Genomic DNA, 15,667 nt, shown 5'->3' with positions numbered 1-15,667 from the left:
CTCACCCGGGGACGCGCCGAGCGACGAGACGTGCACAACGGTTACTCCGAGGTCACGCACCGTGCCCGGTCGCGGGGTCCGCCCGGTGGTCGCTCTCCGTCAGCACCAGGTCCCCCGACCGGGTTGTCCAAGGAGTGCTGGCTGGACCCGGGCCGCCGATCCGGCCTACCGTCCGTCACGACATCGCACCGTCGGGATGTCGCGGGCGCCGCACGCGCTCGCCCCCGACCCCTGCCGCTCTGGAGCTGGTTCATGAAGATCTCGGTCATCGGTTGTGGCTACCTGGGCGCGGTCCACGCGGCCTCGATGGCCGAGCTGGGTCACGACGTGGTGGGCATCGACGTGGACCGGCCCAAGATCGAGGCCCTCCAGCAGGCGAAGGCGCCGTTCTACGAGCCGGGGTTCGAGGAGCTGCTGGCCCGGACGTTGGCGACGGGGCGGTTGCAGTTCTCCGCGGACATGGCCGACGCCGCGGAGGCGGTCCTGCACTTCGTGTGCGTGGGGACGCCGCAGAAGCGGGGGGAGTACGCCGCGGACCTGCGCTACGTGGAGGCGGCGACCGAGTCGCTGCTGGCGGTGCTGAAGCCCGGGGACCTGGTGGTGGGGAAGTCGACGGTGCCGGTGGGGACGGCGGCCCGGCTGGCCGAGACCGTCACCGGCAAGGTGCCCGGCGCGATGCTGGCGTGGAACCCGGAGTTCCTGCGGGAGGGCTTCGCCGTCCAGGACACCCTGCACCCCGACCGGCTGGTCTACGGCCTGCCCGCCGACGCCGACGGCGACACCGCCCGCGCCCTGCTCGACGAGGTGTACGCCACGATCGTCGCGGCCGGCACTCCGCAGGTGGTCACCGACTACGCCACCGCGGAGATGGTCAAGACGGCGGCCAACTCGTTCCTGGCGACGAAGATCTCCTTCATCAACGCGATGGCCGAGCTGTGCGAGGCCACCGGCGCGGACGTGAAGCAGCTCGCCGACGCGATCGGTCACGACGACCGGATCGGCCGGAAGTTCCTCAACGCCGGTCTCGGGTTCGGCGGCGGCTGTCTGCCCAAGGACATCCGGGCGTTCATGGCCCGGGCGGGAGAGCTGGGTGCCGACCAGGCGCTGACGTTCCTGCGTGAGGTGGACAACATCAACATGCGGCGGCGGATCCGGATGGTGGAGCTGGCCCGGGAGGTGTGTGACGGGTCGCTGGTCGGCAAGCGGGTCGCGGTGCTGGGGGCGGCGTTCAAGCCCGACTCCGATGACATCCGGGACTCCCCTGCGCTGAACGTGGCCGCGCAGCTGCAGCTGCAGGGTGCGGTGGTGCAAGTGACCGACCCGGCGGCTGGGGACAACATCCGCCGGTCCTGGCCGCAGCTGGACGTCGTGGACACCCCGGAGGCCGCCGCGGACCGGGCCGATGCGGTGCTGGTGCTCACCGAGTGGAAGCAGTACCGGGAGCTGGACCCGGTCGCGTTCGGGAAGCTGGTCAAGCAGAAGCGGGTGCTGGACGGGCGCAACGCCCTGGACCGCGACACCTGGGAGGCCGCCGGCTGGTCCTACCGCGCCCTGGGCCGCCGCGCCGGCTGACCGGGACGCGAGCCGCAGGGAGCTGCGGCACCCCCGTCGTCGACACAGCGTGAGGCCGTGACGGCAGCGCGTCCGGACCGTGTCGTTCGTCACCCCGGGAACGGCCCGGCCCGTGTCCCGAGGCCTGTCCGGCCGGTCCCGCCGGTGGCTAGGGTCCGCCTGACGTCCACCGGGCCGTCACCCGACGACGCGGCACCCGGTGGACCGAAGACGAGACGGTCGCCGGCGTCCCGCGCGTCCCGCGTCGTCCACGGAGGCCGGCGGGTGCCGCGCGGAGCCGGCCCACGACGGTCCGGGGCGGTGGCGGTGCTCTTCGACGGGCGAGAGGTCCCGGACGGGACGGTGCTGCGGGCCGACGTCTGCATCGTCGGCTCCGGCATCGCGGCCCTCGTGCTCGCGTCGAGCCTCGAGCGTGCCGGCCGGTCGGTCCTCGTGCTGGAGGCCGGTGGCCTGCACCGGGACCGGGCACTGGAGGAGACCCTGGAGGGCCTGCGGTCCGGCGCCGACCACGAGGGCCTCGCCTCGGTGAGCACCCGGCGGGTGGGCGGTGCCCTGGCGCTGTGGGGTGGCCGACTCGCGCCGCTGGACCCGGAGGACTTCGTCGCCCGCCCCGAGCGGGGTGAGAGCTGGCCACTGTCCCGGACCGACCTCGACCGGTGGTACGCCGAGGCCCAGCAGTGCCTGCGGGCCGGCCGCTACGAGTACCGGGCCGCCGCCGCGCTGCCCGGGAGCCGGCCGCTGCTCCCGGAGGGCGCTGAGGGGGCGCTGCTGACCGAGAAACTCTGGCGGTACTCCCCGCCGGTGCGGTTCCGGCACTTCGCCGAGCTGGTCGCCACCTCCCGGCGGCTCCGGCTGGGCCACCACGCCCTGGTCACCGCCCTGCACCAGGACGCGGACGGGCGGACGGCGCGCGCCGTGGTCGGCCGGGGCGGGGGTCCGCGGTGGTCGGTGCAGGCCTCGGAGTTCGTGGTGGCCGGCGGCGGGCTGCAGAGCACCCGGCTGCTGCTGGCCTCACGACGTCCCGAGGGTCCGGCCCTGGGTGACGAGCACGGGCAGGTCGGGCGCAACTACATCACCCATCCGGTGGCGGACGTGGCCCGGCTGGCGGTCACCCCGGACCAGGCCGCCCGGCTGTGCGCCTGGCAGCGGACGGAGGACGGCGTCTACGCCCGCACCTTCCTCGCCGTCCGGCCCGAGGTCCGGGCCGCGCACGGGCTGGTCAACGTCAACCTGGCGGTGTGGGGGCCGGACCCGCACGACCCCGCCCACGGCGACGGGCTGCTGTCGGCCTACGCCCTGGCCAAGCGGGCACTCCTCGTCGGCGGGCTCACCGGGAAGACGGCGGGCACCCACCGGTTCCACACCGACCGGCCGCTGGACCTGGCGCCCCACCTGCGCAACATCGCCACCACCGCGCCGGGCACCGTCCGGCAGGCCGTCGCGTTCGGCCGTCGGCGCTGGCTGGCGGACCGGGGGGTACCGGCCCTGCTCAACCCCGGGCGGTCCGGCGTGCTGCGGGTCCGGCTGGACGCCGAGCAGCGACCTCATCCGGGCAACCGGGTGGAACTCGCGGCCGAGCGGGACGCCCTCGGCATGCCCCGGCTGCGGTTGCACTACCAGGTGCGGGAGGCCGACCGGGACAGCTACTACCGGTCCCTGGACCTGGTGCGCACCGAGTTGGCGCGGCTCGGCGTCGGTCGGCTCCAGCTGCCCGACCGGGAGGCCTTCCTCGACCGGGCAGCGCTGGGCAGCGGCACCCACCAGATGGGGTTGCTGCGCATGTCGGAGAGGCCCGCGGACGGCGTGGTGGACCGGGACTGCCGGGTGCACTCCTCGCCGAACACCTACGTGCTCAGCACCGCGGTGTTCCCGACCGCCGGCGCCGCACCGCCGACGCTGACCCTCGTGGCGCTGGCGCTGCGACTCGGGCACCACCTCACCCGGCGGGCCTGAGCGTCGGGCCGGGGCCCGCGGATTCGGCCGTCGCGGGGGCAGGCGTGCCCAGCACGTGGCGCAGCACGAGCCGGGCGGCGTCCTCGACGCCCGACGTCCGGGTGTCGATGGTGACCTCGGCGGCTCCCGGCACCTCGTAGGGGTCGCTGATGCCGGTGAACTCGGCGATCTCCCCGCGGCGGGCCCGCGCGTAGAGGCCCTTGCGGTCGCGGGCCTCGCACTCGGCCAGCGGCGTCGCGACGTGCACGAGCACGAAGGAGCCCGGCCCGGCCTCGGCCTCCACCAGCCGGCGCACCTCGGCGCGGGTCTCCTCGTAGGGGGCGATGGGTGCGCAGACCGCGATGCCGCCGTGCTTGGCGATCTGCGCGGCGACCCACCCGATCCGGCGGACGTTGGTGTCCCGGTCGGCCCGGGAGAAGCCCAGGCCGGCGGAGAGGTGGCCGCGCACCTCGTCGCCGTCCAGCAGGGTCACCGTGCGCCCGGCCTCGAGCAGGAGCTCCACCAGCCGGCCGGCGATGGTCGACTTGCCGGCGCCCGACAGGCCGGTGAAGACCACCGCCCGGCCGCCGGTGGCGGGGCTCACCGCGGCCGTCCGGCTGCCCAGCAACCGCGCGCCGTAGGCGGCTGCGAGCTCCTCCTCCGGCAGCTCGGGGTCAGCAGCGCTGACCGGCACGGGCACGACGGTGAACCTCCGGCCGTCCGCGGCGGCGGCCCAGGCGGCAGCCGCGGTGGAGACGACGGCGGAGTCCGGCCGGGTGCCGGCCATCGGCAGCAGGACGAGCAGCCCGTCCGGCAGCTCGGCGACCTCCTCCGGCGGGAGCCCCACCCAGGCCGCACGCGGTGCGCCTGCGTCCAGGAGGTCACGGACGGTGCCGGGGGAGCGCCAGCGCGGGATCTCCCGCGGCAGGAGCCGGCCGTCCTCCCGGACGGCGACCAGGACGCCCTCGGCGTCCTCCAGCTCGTCGGCGTCGGGGAGCGCGGGCGGCTCGCCGGTCAGCCCGAAGGCGTACCGGGCCAGTGCGGCGAGCTCGGCGTCCGACAGTCGGGCTCGGGTCTGCGCCATGGCGACAGTCTGTCAAGCAGGGGCGACGGCCGACCTGTCCGAGCGCGAGCGACGCGGCCCCCGGCTCACATGCCGGGGCGGACGACCCCGCACCGGCAGGCGTAGAGCGAGGCGGCGCTGAAGGCGTCGTCGGAGACCCGGCGGAAGAGGTGCAGGTGGCCGGGACGGCGGCGGTGCGGGTCCAGGTGCGCCCGGTCGCCCGCCGACGCGCCGTCGAGCAGGGTCAGGGACGTGCCGGGGTGGATGATCACCCGGTCATCCTGACAGCGGCTGGGCCGCAGCGGTCTGCTGGGGGACGGCACCGGTCGCCAAGATCCACTCCGCTGCGTGACCGTGGGTGTGCCGTCACACTGTGATGTCACCCGGAAGCGTGGCGCTTCCTCAAGTGTCGCCTCCGCACTGCCGATGATCGGGTCATGCCGTGGTGGGGTTGGGTGCTGATCGGATGGACCGCTCTCGCGGTGGTGCTGGCCGTGCCGGTGGGCCTGCTGCTCGGTGCCGCCGAGCGACGCTCGGGGCTGGTCCCCGTCGAGATCGACTCCGTCCGAGCCGCCGTCCGGGCCGCAGCCCCCGCACGCCGGCGCATCCCCGTGCCACCGGTGGCGGTCGCGCTCGCCGGGGTCGGCCTGATCCTGGAGGCCGTCGGCTTCGTCGTCCGCACCACCGGCAACGAGCGCGGCACCGCGGCGCTGCTGTCGATGGACCAGCCGCTGTCGCTGCCGCGCATGTACGTGACGGCCCTCTTCGCCGCCGCCGCCATGGCCGCCTTCCTGGGAGCCACCCGGTCCCCCGGCCGCAGGTCCTGGTGGGTGGCCGTCGGCCTGGTGGCCGTCGCCGTCGCCCAGGTGAAGGGCGGCGGCACGGTGCACGTCGAGGCACTGACCTGGTTCGGGGTGCGGGGGCGGCCGGTCGTCGCCGCGCTCGGCAGCGCCGCCGTGCTGGCCGCCGTGCTGGCCGTGCTGTGGACCGTGAGCCGGAACGACCGGCGGAGCCGGCGTCGCGTGCTGGTCGCCTTCTCGCTGTACGGGGTCGCGGCCGTCGGGCTCTCCGCGGTGTCCTCGATCGCCGGCCGGTCGCTCGGTTCGTCGATCTGGCCGGCAACGGCGACGTTCGTGGAGGAGAGCGGTGAGGTGCTGGGCGGGGTCGCCGTCCTGGTCGCCGTCCTCGTCGGCGTGGCCCCCCGCCTCGTCCTGCCCGCCGCCTGGGCGCTGCGCCGCACCCAGGACGCGCAGACCATCGACGCCCCCGGCATGCTGCCGGGCTGGTCGCCGGAGTCGTCCTACCTACGCGGCTGATCCGCCGGGGTCACCGCGCCAGCAGCTCCTCGGCCGTCCGGGTGTTGACCACCCGGTCGGCCGGCACCCCGCACTCCACCGCCCGCGCGCAGCCGGCGTCCTGCCAGTCCAGCTGTCCGGGGGCGTGCGCGTCGGTGTCGATGGCGAAGTCGCAGCCCAGCTCGACGGCCAGGCTCAGCAGTCGCCTCGGCGGGTCCAGCCGCTCGGGGCGGGAGTTGATCTCCACCGCGGTGCCGTGCTCGACGCAGGCGGTGAAGACCGCCTCGGCGTCGAACTCGCTCTCCGGCCGGGGCCGCTGCGTCCCGTTGCGCTGCTGCCGGCCGATCACCAGCCGTCCGGTGCAGTGCCCGAGGACGTCGGTGTGCGGGTTGGCGACCGCCGCGAGCATCCGCTCGGTCATCTGCTCTCGGGGCGCGCGCAGCTCGGAGTGCACGCTGGCGACCACGACGTCCAGCCGGCCCAGCAGCTCGTCGCTCTGGTCGAGGGTCCCGTCCACGTTGATGTCGCACTCGATGCCGGTGAGCACCCGGAACGGGGCGAGCTCCTCGTTGAGGGCGGCGACCTCGTCGAGCTGGCGTTCCAGCCGGGCCGCGGTGAGGCCGTTGGCGACGGTCAGCCGGGGGGAGTGGTCGGTGAGCGCCAGGTACTCGTGCCCGATGGCGATCGCGGCCTCGGCCATCTCCCGGATGGGGCTCCCGCCGTCGGACCAGTCGGAGTGGCTGTGCAGGTCCCCTCGCAGGGCGGCGCGCAGCGCGGCGGCGTCGTCGGCCAGCGGTGCCAGCTCGGCGTGGGTCTCCTCGAGCGCCCGCAGGTAGGCCGGCACCTCGCCGCGGTGCGCCTCCACGACCACCGCGGCGGTCTTGTCGCCGATCCCCTTGAGGTCCTTGAGCGTCCGGGTCCGGATCCGGCGGTCCAGCTCGGCGTCGTCCAGCGCGGCGACCACGGTGGCCGCCGTCCGGAAGGCCTTCACCCGGTAGGACGGCTCGCGGGCGCGCTCCAGGAGGAAGGCGATCCTCCGGAGCGCGCCCGCGGGCGACAGTGGTGCGGTCATCGGGCTGGGGTCAGCGCTGCACCTTCTTGACCTGCTTGGCCGCCCGCTTCTGCGCCTTGGCGGCCCGCTTCTGCGCCCGCTCGTAGCTGGCCTCGGCGGCGGCAGCGGCCTTGCTGGCGGTCTTGCGGGTCCACCAGCCCACCGACGGCTTGCCCTCGGTGTCCACGGCGGCGATCAGCAGGCCGCCGAGCATGCTGAGGTTCTTGGCGAAGTGGGCGGACTGCCCGAAGCGCTCCTTCGGGTCCTCGTGCTCCCAGAAGCGGTGACCGGCGAGCGTCGTCGGCACCAGGGAGCCGGCCAGGGCCAGCGCGGAGAAGCGCGGGAAGCGGCCGAGCGCGAGCAGGCTGCCGGCGCCGACGTGGATGCCGGCGTTGATCTTCACCCACTGCTCGACGTCCCGCGGCACCTGCACGGGGAGCTGCCTGTCGGCGACCTCGGTGATCTGCTCGACGATAGGTGCGGCGCCGGGCACGCGGCTCTGCGGGTTGCGGAGGGTCTGGACACCCCCGTACACGAACGACGACGCGAGCAACGGCCGGGCGATCCGGCGGACCAACATGGGAGACCTCTTCCCTCGGGAACGTCAGCAGGGCCTGCACTGCCCGGCCCGGGGGCCGGACGACCTCTGCCTTCGGACCGTAGTGAGGTCCGGCGCTCCCCGCCCGGTCAACCCCGGGGTGACGGCTGCTCCGACGGGTGGTTCAGGGTGTGGGGACGGGGCGGCTCCGCCCGAGCACGTCGTCCACCGTCAGGTCGTCGGGCAGGCCCACCAGGTGGTCCGACATCGGCGCGCGTCGTTCGGCGATGCGGATGGCACCGCCCAGGAGGAGAGCAGCCGCCACAGCGACGACGAGCCAGACCACGGCGAGCACCACGACGATCACTCCCTCTTCCTAGTGCGGGCGACGATGTGGCCCCGCTCAGTACCCCGGGCAGATGGTGACGAAGCATCGCCTGTGCCTTGGCGCGGGTCGACGGCGGGTCCCCGGCCTCAGCGCTGCGCGTAGACGGTCAGCCGCTCCCGCTTGCCGAACCGGAACTCCGTCGCGGTCTCGCCGGTCTCGCCGTCGAAGGCCACCTGCTCCGGCCCGGACAGCAGTCGCACCGTGAGCTCGGGCACCTGGAAACCGTGGTAGCTGCGACTGTGCTCGCTCACCCCCAGGAGCGTGGCGAGCACCGCCCGGGTCCGGCCGAACCGCAGGTCGGCCCGGAGGTACTGCACGTCGAGCAGGCCGTCCTCCAGTCGCGGCCGCCACGCCGGGGACAGTCCGCGCGGCACGTAGCAGCCGTTGCCCACGAAGAGGATCCACGCCGAGATGTGCCGCCCGTCGACCTCCATCTCCACCGGGGACCCGTGCCGCAGCACCTGGGCGGCGGCCACCGTGAGCGCCATCCACTTGCCCATCCGGCCCGACAGCCGGTCGCGGCGCCGGACCATCTCGGGGTAGCTGCCGATGCTGGCGGTGTTGAGGAACGGCGTCCCGTTCACCTCGGCGACGTCCACCGACACCGCCGCGCCGTGCTCCACCGCGTCGACCGCCTCGGGCGGGGTCGCCACCCCCACGTCCCGGGCGAAGTGGTTCAGCGTGCCGGCCGGGATCACGGCCAGCGGCAGTCCGTGCTGCAGCGCGACGGCCGCGGCCGCCGCGACGCTGCCGTCGCCGCCGGCCACGCCCAGCGCCCGCGCCCGGCCCGACCGGGCCGCCTCGTCCAGCAGTTCGGTGACGCCGGCCTCGGCCGTGATCTCCCGGACCTCCGCGCGGGGGAGCAGCTGCGCGATGTCCGTCGCCGGGTCGTAGTCCTCCCGGCCCGACCGGGGGTTGACCGCGATGACCAGCCCCTCGCCGCCGGGCAGCGCGGGCGCCTCGTGGGAGGTGCGCACCCGGGCCGGCGTCGTCGGCCGGACCCGCCACCAGTGCTGGGTGGCCGTCGCGATCGCGCCCCCGATGACCATCCCGGCCACTACGTCACCGGGGTAGTGCACGCCGACGTGCACCCGCGAGTAGCCGACCCCCAGGGCCAGCGGCGCGACCAGCGCCGCCGCGCCCGGGCTCTCCAGCGCCACGCCGGTGGCGAACGCCGCCGCCGAGGCCGAGTGCCCGCTGGGGAAGGACAGCGTGTGCGGGGAGCGGCGCAGCGCCCGGCTGCTCTCGATGTTGGCCAGGTCCGGCCGGACCCGGCCGAACACCCGCTTGAGGACGACGTTCACCAGGGCGCTGGACACCGCCAGGGAGCCGACCCCCCGGACGGCCCCGCGGCGCAGCGGGCCCCGCTTGACGCCCAGGACCACGCCCAGCACCAGCCACAGCTTCCCGTGGTTCGCGAAGGTGGACAGCCGGCGCAGCCAGCGGTCGGCCGGCGTGGTGGGCAGCCGGCCGACGCGGGCGAGCAGCCGCGCGTCCCAGGTGAGCGGTGAGGGCATGCGCGGACGCTAGCCGAACGGCCTCCCTGCGGGGCCCGCCGCTCGGCCCGTCCAGTTGCGTGGGTGGCCTCCCTGCAGGGGCCCGCCGCGAGTGGAAGGACCCGCTCCTCCCCGACCCTCGCGAGCTCGGGCCGGGCCCCTGGAGTGGGCCCGGGGCAGGGGGGCCTCTAAGAGCGCTGGCGGGCCCGGTAGGCGGCCACCGTCGAGCGGCTGGCGCAGGTGTTGGAGCAGTAGCGGCGGCTGGCGTTGCGCGAGGTGTCGACGTAGACGTTGCCGCAGCCCTCGGCGGAGCACACCCCCAGCCGCTGCCAGCCGTGCTGCACGACCACCTGGGACAGCCCCATGGCGACCGTCGTCGTCAGCTGCTCGAGGGCGCCGGCGTCCGGGCGGGCGTAGTGCAGGTGCAGCTCCCCGTCGTGGTCGGTGGCGTAGGGCCGCGGCGAGGCCAGCGCCAGCAGGGCGTTGAGCCGGTCCCGCACCTCCTCCTCGCGCTCGGCGAGCGCCACGGCACGCACCAGGTCCGAGGTCCGCGCGACCTGCTCCACGTCACGGTCCGACAACTCGGCGGCCGTTCCTTCGGTGAACCACTCGGCGTGGACGTCGAGGAACGCCGGCACCCACGCGGGAACGTCGCGGTCGGCGTTGGCCAGGTCGATGGCCAGCTCCACCGCATTCGACCCGTAGGTGTCGTAGTTCATTTGACTCCCTACCCGTGCGTCCGTAGTCTCCGGGATGTGTAGGTGGTCAACCCTTGTTGGCCACCTACGATTCCCTTTCCGCTCGTCCTGAAGTGAGTTCGTCATGCGTTCGTACCTCACCGTGTGGCGGTTGCCGTCCGCCCCGGTGCTCCTGCTGGCCGGTTTCGCCGGACGGATGCCGTCCGCCATGGTGCCGCTCGCGCTGCTGCTCATGGTGCAGCAGCAGACCGGTTCCTACGCCGTCGCCGGCGCCGTCTCCGCGCTCTTCGGCATCGCCACCGCGCTGACCGCCCCCGTCCTGGGCCGGCTGGCCGACCGGCGCGGCCCGCGCGGGATCCTGCTCGCCCAGGTCGCCGCGTACCCGCTGCTGCTCGGCGGTCTGGTCGCCGTCGTCCTGGCCGGCGCACCGGTGCCGGTGCTGCTGGCCGCTGTCGCGGTGGCGGGGGTCAGCACCCCGCTGGTCTCGGGCACCGTGCGCGCGCTGTGGTCGCGGGTCGACCCGGTTGCCCGGCCCACCGCCTACGCGCTGGACGCCACGACCACCGAGCTGGTCTTCGTCGCCGGACCGACCGCGGTGGCCGTCCTGACCCTGGTGGCCGGCCCGCCGGTCGCGGTCGCCGTCGGGGTGGTCCTGGGCGTGGTCGGCGCTCTAGGCATCGCGACGTGCGCGCCGATGCGCGCGTGGGTCCCGGTCGCGGCGCCCGGGCGCCGCTTCCTGGCCACCGTCACCACCCCCGGCATGCCCCGCGTCCTGGTCAGCGGGACCGCGCTGATGATCGGTTTCGGTGGTCTCGAGGTCGCCATACCGGCGTTCGCCGACGCCGCCGGCTCGCCGGGGCTCTCTGGGCTCCTGCTGGCCGTGTGGTCGCTCGGGTCGGTGGCCGGCGGGCTGTGGTTCGGGGCGCGGATGGTCAGCGCCACGCTGCCGCGGCAGTACCGCTGGTGCCTGTTCGGCGTCACCATCGGGCTGGCGCCCCTGGCCGCGGTGCAGAGCCCGTGGGTGCTCGGCGTGCTGCTGTTCCTCGGTGGGACGGCGATCGCCCCCACGCTCACCGTGCAGAACTCACTGGTCGGCGCGATCGCCCCGGCGTCGGCCACCACCGAGGCGTTCACCTGGCTCTCGACCGTGGCGTTCGGCGCCTCGGCCGTCGGTGCCGCGCTCGGCGGTGCGCTGATCGAGACCTCCGCGGGCGTGGCCGGTGCCCTGGTGATGGCCACCGTCGCCGCGGCCCTGGCGGTGGCGGTCACCCTGGTGCCCGGACGCCGGCCGGTGGCGGGTCTGCCGCGCCGGGACGTCGTCCCGGCCTGACGCCGCGGGCGGCTCCCGGCGGGTCCACCCCCGTTGGGAGCCGCCCTCGGGCGCTGGTAACCTTCGTCCTCGGTGGTTCCGGGGCGACCCGGTCCCCGGGAGGCTTCGCCTAGTCCGGTCTATGGCGCCGCACTGCTAATGCGGTTTGGGTTCATCCCCATCCCGGGTTCAAATCCCGGAGCCTCCGCGCACGACAACTGAACACATGCACCCGTAGCTCAACGGATAGAGCATCTGACTACGGATCAGAAGGTTAGGGGTTCGAATCCCTTCGGGTGCACGTCTGGTTGAGACACCGACCTGCGCGTTTCCCCGACGGGGGAGGCGCGCAGGTCCGTTTTCGCAGCCTTGTGAGCGCAATGTGGGCGCATCCACCTCGGCGGTGGTCGCACGGAAGGGCAGGCGGGGGGCAGGGGGGCGCGTGATTCGACCGCCGCCCCTCGCCGGCACGGACTCCGTCCGCCATCGCGCCGGAGACCTCCCGAAGCATCGGGCTCTACTTGCTCGCTGGCCGGGACGCGCGTGGCCGCCTCGAAGAGGTCCGTGCGGTGCGTCGCCAGGCAACGCCACCGTCCGTAGCACGCCAAGGTCTTGCCCGTCATGCTGGACCGGAGCACCATGCGGGCGCCGGGGGATGAGCTCGTGAGGAAGTTGCTCGATGGAGCACATCAGCGCCAGCGACCTCCAGCAGATGTTCGCCCACGTGGTGGACGCCGGAACCTATGGCTGTTTCGAGTACCAGGGCATCGCGGTCGGACTACACAGCGATGAAGCGGACCTGTTGAATTGGTTCAATCAGTTCTTCGGCGGCTACTTCACGGTGACGGCAGCCGAGCGCACGGATGCTGTCGTGTACAGCAGCCACGATCCTGCCGTCTTCTCCCGAATCAAGGGGTGGGCGACATCCCACGGACAACGTCGCTCAGAAGATGAGACCGAGTATGCGGTCGATGCGAAGCATCGCGTCATCTACAGTCGCGTGGTCGACGACGCGAAGGGGAAAGTGGAGGAGAACTGCTTCGTCCTCTCGGCGTCAGGCAGGCGCGTGCTCGTGTCGTCTCCCGGCGCGCGCAAGGATCGCCAGAAGACCGTCAAGCGGTCACTTCGTAACCTCATGAAACTGCTCTTCATGGAGAAGGGCTGGCTTCCGTTCCACTCGGCCGCGTGCATCTGGAACGACACCGGGATCTGCATTCTCGGCGACAAGTACGCCGGGAAGACCAGCACGCTGGTCAACCTGCTAGCACGGCCCGGTGCACGACTGGTCACCAACGACAATCTGTTCTTGCGCGATGGCGGCGCAGTCCTCGAGGGCTGCGGCTTCCCGAACAAGGCCGGACTGCGGATCGGCACCTTGGCGGCCTATCCGAGACTGGTCGACTGGATCGGGAGAACCACCGAATCCTTCTATCCCCAGATCGATGCGGCGACGTTCCGCGATGTCGTCGCCACGACACCGGCCGATGAGTTGGGCAGCCGGTCCGAGAAGATCGTGCTTCTCTCCACCGAGCTCGCCGAGCAGTTCGACGTCCCCATCGAGCACGTTGCGGCGATCGAACTGTTCCTCGTCGTCCAGTTCGATCCCTCGCTCGAGCAATCGCACCTGACGCCGGTCACCGATCCGCAGCAGGTCAGTCGCTACCTGGCCGCCAACTTCCGAAGCCTGAGCGAGGAGAAGCAGGACTTCCTCCAGGACTTCTTCGACTTCGACGGCAACACGGCGTCCGCAGCTTTCAACGCACTGCTGGAGAAGTTCGCCTCGAGAGTGGCGGTGATGGAGCTGCATCAGAACGCGGACACGAACGAGCACTCCGCGGAACTGGTCGAACAGTTCACCCAGCAGTTGCGCGAGCGGGCATGAAAGTCGTGTCGTACTCGTGGCGATCCGAGTACGGGTGTGCGTTTCCTCGTCGCCCCGGCTGGCCGCCGTGCTCGTCCTCATCCGCACGGTGCCCGCCCTCGCCGAGCCGCTCCCGGGCGGCAGAGCTCACAGGGCGGCGGACAATGGTGGCCCTTCAGGACCGGCCGGGCACCGACCGCCGGTCGACGCGCCGGCGAACGACGCAGACCTCGACGGCGATCCGCTTGCTCGGGCGCTGTCGGGGCGCGGACTCGTTCACGTCCACCACCTCCGACGACCGCGGTGGGACTGCGACGAGCTGGACCCGGTCGCGTTCGCGAAGCTGGTCGAGCAGGAGCGGGTCCTGGACGGGCGCAACGCGTTGGTCCGCGACACCTGGGAAGCCGCCGGCTCGTCCTACCGCGCCCTGGGCCGCCGGCTGACCCGAACGACCGGTCGATGATCGTGCGGACGTGTGGCGGGCGGGGGGCCGGTCCTGACGGTCTGGCCGCGTTGGTCGGTCCACCCAGCACTGGGTGGCCATTGGTAGCCGGCTACCCCCGCCCGCAGTCACTGTGACCCAGCCCACACCGGTCGTCAAGCGGAGCCCGGCGCGCCCCCGGCGCCACGCGGTCGTCGTGCCCTGGACCCCCCACCGCGTCGCCGGCGGACCGGGCCGGGCCGGGCCGTCCGACACGCCGTAGCCGGCGACACGCCGTGACACGCGTGTGACTGGAGTGACGGAGCGCGATCCGTGAGGCGTCCCGGCACATGATGGGAGCTGCTCCCGGGCAGCACCCGGGGGTCCGATCGACCAGCGACGCACCAGGACGGAGGCGCGTGCCCACGACCCTGCTGCCGCCGCGGTCCCGTCCCGGTCGTCGTGTCACCGGTCGTGGCCCGGTGCGCGCCCGGGTCCTCCGCACGCCGGTGGTGCTGGCGGCCGCCGCCGGGCTGACCCTGTCCGGCCTGGCCCTGGCCGGGCCGGCCGCTGCGATCGAGGACCCCCGCCGGCCGGTCGTGACCGTCACCCACGGACCCAGCTGCGGTCCGGGCGCGGTGCGGGTGCACGTCACCAACGGCACCGAGGCGCACCGGGTGGCCCTCGTGCTGGACGGCGACGCGGAGCAGCAGGCCGCCGCGCTCGGCCCCGGGCAGGAGGCCGACCTGGGCAGCGCGGACGTCGCCTGGGGCACCACCGTGGCCGTGACCGTGACCGTGCGGGGGGCCGGCGGCGCCGCCGAGCCCCCGCTCGACCTGGGCACCTACACCCGTCCCAGCTGGGCCGACTGCGACGCCCTCGAGCCGCGCGTCCCCGCTCCCGGCGTCCCGGGTCAGCCGGTCGAGCTGGCAGGGAGCCCGGCGGCCGACCCGGTGGCGCCGGTGCCGGCCGGGGCGGCCACTGCGGTCGGCGTGGCCGCGTCGGTGGCCCCGGGCGGGGTGGTCACCGTGCGGGGGAGCGGGTTCAGCCCGGGCGAGGCGGTCGACGTCTCGCTGTCCGGCGGGTCGGGTGTGCTCGCCACCGTGGTGGCCGCCGCCGACGGAGCCGTCGAGGCGGTGGTGCAGATCCCGCGCGGCACCGACCTCGGACCGGTGTCCGTGCAGCTGGTCGGCCGGACCTCGTCGGCGGTCAGCGGGCTGGACCTCCAGGTCGCCGCGCGGCCGCCGTCCCTGGCAGAGTCGTCGACGTCGATGCCGGTGGTGGCCGCCGGGACGGCGTTGCTGGTCGCCGGCGCCGCCCTGGGGGCGGCGACCGCACGCCGGACCTCCAGGGCCGTCCGCCCCGCCCCCGCCCCATGGGCCTGACGCCGCCCCACCCCGAACCGCAGACGGAGACGATGGACCAGACCTCCCGGCACGATCCCCGGCACGCCGCCACCGAGGACGACGCCGCGCCGGCCCGCGGCGTCCCCCGGGACGTCCGCGGACTCGCGGCCGCCGGCCCGGGGGCACCCGAGACCTGGCTGCGCATCGTGCAGGTGCACGACCGGATCACCCGCCGCGTCGACTCGGCGCTGCACCGGCAGCACGGCCTGTCGCTGACCGGCTTCGAGGTACTGCGCCGGATCGCCGAGTCCCCCGCCGAGCAGGCGTCCATGGGCGACCTGGCCGAGGCGGTCGGGCTGTCCCGGCCGGGGATCACCAGCACGGTCAACCGGCTGGTCGAGGACGGGCTGGTCACCCGGGAGCGCGGCGACGCCGACCGCCGGCTGCTGCACGCCCGCCTGACCCCGGCCGGCCGGGACCGGGTGCAGTCGGCCCGCAGCACCCACGACGACCTGCTCGCCCACCTGCTGACGCTGCTCGGCGACGACGCCGCGGTGGTCACCGACGCCCTCGCCCGGGTCTCCGCGGCGGCCCGCAGACTCCCCTGAAGCAGGACACTTAAAGCCCGTAGTGTTTCGTCGTGCACCGGTCGGGCTAGATCACCGGAATGGCGTCGGATCTCGGACGGTGCACGGTC

14 protein-coding genes and 2 tRNA genes are annotated in these 15,667 nt (G+C 74.0%); 9 read left to right on the top strand and 7 right to left on the bottom strand.

The window, feature by feature from the left end; all coding sequences use genetic code 11:
- Positions 1–252 precede the first annotated feature (252 nt).
- Together ACWIX6_RS22070 and ACWIX6_RS22065 are read left to right on the top strand one after the other, a co-directional pair.
- Positions 253–1,572 carry a UDP-glucose dehydrogenase family protein gene (locus ACWIX6_RS22070; RefSeq protein WP_448614586.1) on the top strand — a complete coding sequence of 440 codons (1,320 nt, stop codon included), beginning with the start codon at positions 253–255 and terminating at the stop codon, positions 1,570–1,572.
- 300 nt (positions 1,573–1,872) lie between these two features.
- A complete protein-coding gene (locus ACWIX6_RS22065) occupies positions 1,873–3,525 on the top strand; it encodes a GMC oxidoreductase (protein ID WP_448614585.1) in 1,653 nt (550 codons plus the stop codon).
- On the opposite strand, the gene cysC is transcribed toward ACWIX6_RS22065, so the two are convergent.
- Positions 3,509–4,588, bottom strand: a complete 1,080-nt coding sequence (gene cysC / locus ACWIX6_RS22060; protein WP_448614584.1) for an adenylyl-sulfate kinase — start codon at positions 4,586–4,588, stop codon at positions 3,509–3,511. The two genes, ACWIX6_RS22065 and cysC, sit on opposite strands and share 17 nt — an antisense overlap.
- A 65-nt stretch (positions 4,589–4,653) precedes the next feature.
- Positions 4,654–4,839 carry a hypothetical protein gene (locus tag ACWIX6_RS22055; RefSeq protein ID WP_448614583.1) on the bottom strand — a complete coding sequence of 62 codons (186 nt, stop codon included), beginning with the start codon at positions 4,837–4,839 and terminating at the stop codon, positions 4,654–4,656.
- A 165-nt stretch (positions 4,840–5,004) separates the two neighbouring features.
- On the opposite strand from ACWIX6_RS22055, the gene ACWIX6_RS22050 reads away from it, so the two are divergent.
- Positions 5,005–5,883, top strand: a complete 879-nt coding sequence (locus ACWIX6_RS22050; protein WP_448614582.1) for a hypothetical protein — start codon at positions 5,005–5,007, stop codon at positions 5,881–5,883.
- A gap of 10 nt (positions 5,884–5,893) precedes the next feature.
- Here the strand turns inward: ACWIX6_RS22050 and ACWIX6_RS22045 are convergent, their stop codons facing one another.
- From ACWIX6_RS22045 to ACWIX6_RS22025, 5 genes are all read right to left on the bottom strand, one after another.
- Entirely contained in the window at positions 5,894–6,934 is a 1,041-nt protein-coding gene (locus ACWIX6_RS22045; RefSeq protein WP_448614581.1) for a PHP domain-containing protein, read from the bottom strand.
- Between the two features lie 10 nt (positions 6,935–6,944).
- Positions 6,945–7,493, bottom strand: a complete 549-nt coding sequence (locus ACWIX6_RS22040) for a DoxX family protein (RefSeq protein WP_448614580.1) — start codon at positions 7,491–7,493, stop codon at positions 6,945–6,947.
- A gap of 142 nt (positions 7,494–7,635) precedes the next feature.
- Positions 7,636–7,809 (bottom strand): hypothetical protein, encoded by a 174-nt coding sequence (locus tag ACWIX6_RS22035; protein WP_448614579.1) that lies wholly within the window; start codon positions 7,807–7,809, stop codon positions 7,636–7,638.
- A gap of 116 nt (positions 7,810–7,925) precedes the next feature.
- On the bottom strand, positions 7,926–9,356 hold the full coding sequence (locus ACWIX6_RS22030) for a phosphatase PAP2 family protein (RefSeq protein ID WP_448614578.1): 1,431 nt from the start codon (positions 9,354–9,356) through the stop codon (positions 7,926–7,928).
- Between the two features lie 167 nt (positions 9,357–9,523).
- Positions 9,524–10,054 carry a CGNR zinc finger domain-containing protein gene (locus ACWIX6_RS22025; RefSeq protein WP_448614577.1) on the bottom strand — a complete coding sequence of 177 codons (531 nt, stop codon included), beginning with the start codon at positions 10,052–10,054 and terminating at the stop codon, positions 9,524–9,526.
- Between the two features lie 103 nt (positions 10,055–10,157).
- Here ACWIX6_RS22025 and ACWIX6_RS22020 point away from each other — a divergent pair, with 103 nt between their 5' ends.
- From ACWIX6_RS22020 to ACWIX6_RS21995, 6 genes are all read left to right on the top strand, one after another.
- Complete coding sequence (locus ACWIX6_RS22020) at positions 10,158–11,363, top strand: MFS transporter (protein WP_448614576.1); 1,206 nt, start codon at positions 10,158–10,160, stop codon at positions 11,361–11,363.
- A 98-nt stretch (positions 11,364–11,461) separates the two neighbouring features.
- Positions 11,462–11,550: transfer RNA gene (locus tag ACWIX6_RS22015), tRNA-Ser, on the top strand.
- 20 nt (positions 11,551–11,570) lie between these two features.
- Positions 11,571–11,643 (top strand) — tRNA-Arg (locus tag ACWIX6_RS22010).
- A gap of 378 nt (positions 11,644–12,021) precedes the next feature.
- A complete protein-coding gene (locus ACWIX6_RS22005; RefSeq protein ID WP_448614575.1) occupies positions 12,022–13,224 on the top strand; it encodes a hypothetical protein in 1,203 nt (400 codons plus the stop codon).
- Between the two features lie 819 nt (positions 13,225–14,043).
- Complete coding sequence (locus ACWIX6_RS22000) at positions 14,044–15,009, top strand: hypothetical protein (RefSeq protein ID WP_448614574.1); 966 nt, start codon at positions 14,044–14,046, stop codon at positions 15,007–15,009.
- 32 nt (positions 15,010–15,041) lie between these two features.
- Positions 15,042–15,578 (top strand): MarR family winged helix-turn-helix transcriptional regulator, encoded by a 537-nt coding sequence (locus ACWIX6_RS21995; protein ID WP_448614573.1) that lies wholly within the window; start codon positions 15,042–15,044, stop codon positions 15,576–15,578.
- Positions 15,579–15,667 lie beyond the last annotated feature (89 nt).

This window comes from Modestobacter sp. URMC 112 (assembly GCF_053502575.1).
The sequence above is the reverse complement of the archived record's forward strand: the minus strand, read 5'-3'. Positions and strand labels throughout refer to the sequence as shown.

Excerpts from the sequence above, each read along its gene's own strand:
- ACWIX6_RS22070 (WP_448614586.1), top strand. The coding sequence starts at position 253 with ATGAAGATCTCGGTCATCGGTTGTGGCTACCTGGGCGCGGTCCACGCG.
- cysC (WP_448614584.1), bottom strand. The coding sequence starts at position 4,588 with ATGGCGCAGACCCGAGCCCGACTGTCGGACGCCGAGCTCGCCGCACTG.
- ACWIX6_RS22050 (WP_448614582.1), top strand. The coding sequence starts at position 5,005 with ATGCCGTGGTGGGGTTGGGTGCTGATCGGATGGACCGCTCTCGCGGTG.
- ACWIX6_RS22045 (WP_448614581.1), bottom strand. The coding sequence starts at position 6,934 with ATGACCGCACCACTGTCGCCCGCGGGCGCGCTCCGGAGGATCGCCTTC.
- ACWIX6_RS22040 (WP_448614580.1), bottom strand. The coding sequence starts at position 7,493 with ATGTTGGTCCGCCGGATCGCCCGGCCGTTGCTCGCGTCGTCGTTCGTG.
- ACWIX6_RS22030 (WP_448614578.1), bottom strand. The coding sequence starts at position 9,356 with ATGCCCTCACCGCTCACCTGGGACGCGCGGCTGCTCGCCCGCGTCGGC.
- ACWIX6_RS22025 (WP_448614577.1), bottom strand. The coding sequence starts at position 10,054 with ATGAACTACGACACCTACGGGTCGAATGCGGTGGAGCTGGCCATCGAC.
- ACWIX6_RS22020 (WP_448614576.1), top strand. The coding sequence starts at position 10,158 with ATGCGTTCGTACCTCACCGTGTGGCGGTTGCCGTCCGCCCCGGTGCTC.
- ACWIX6_RS22005 (WP_448614575.1), top strand. The coding sequence starts at position 12,022 with ATGGAGCACATCAGCGCCAGCGACCTCCAGCAGATGTTCGCCCACGTG.
- ACWIX6_RS21995 (WP_448614573.1), top strand. The coding sequence starts at position 15,042 with ATGGACCAGACCTCCCGGCACGATCCCCGGCACGCCGCCACCGAGGAC.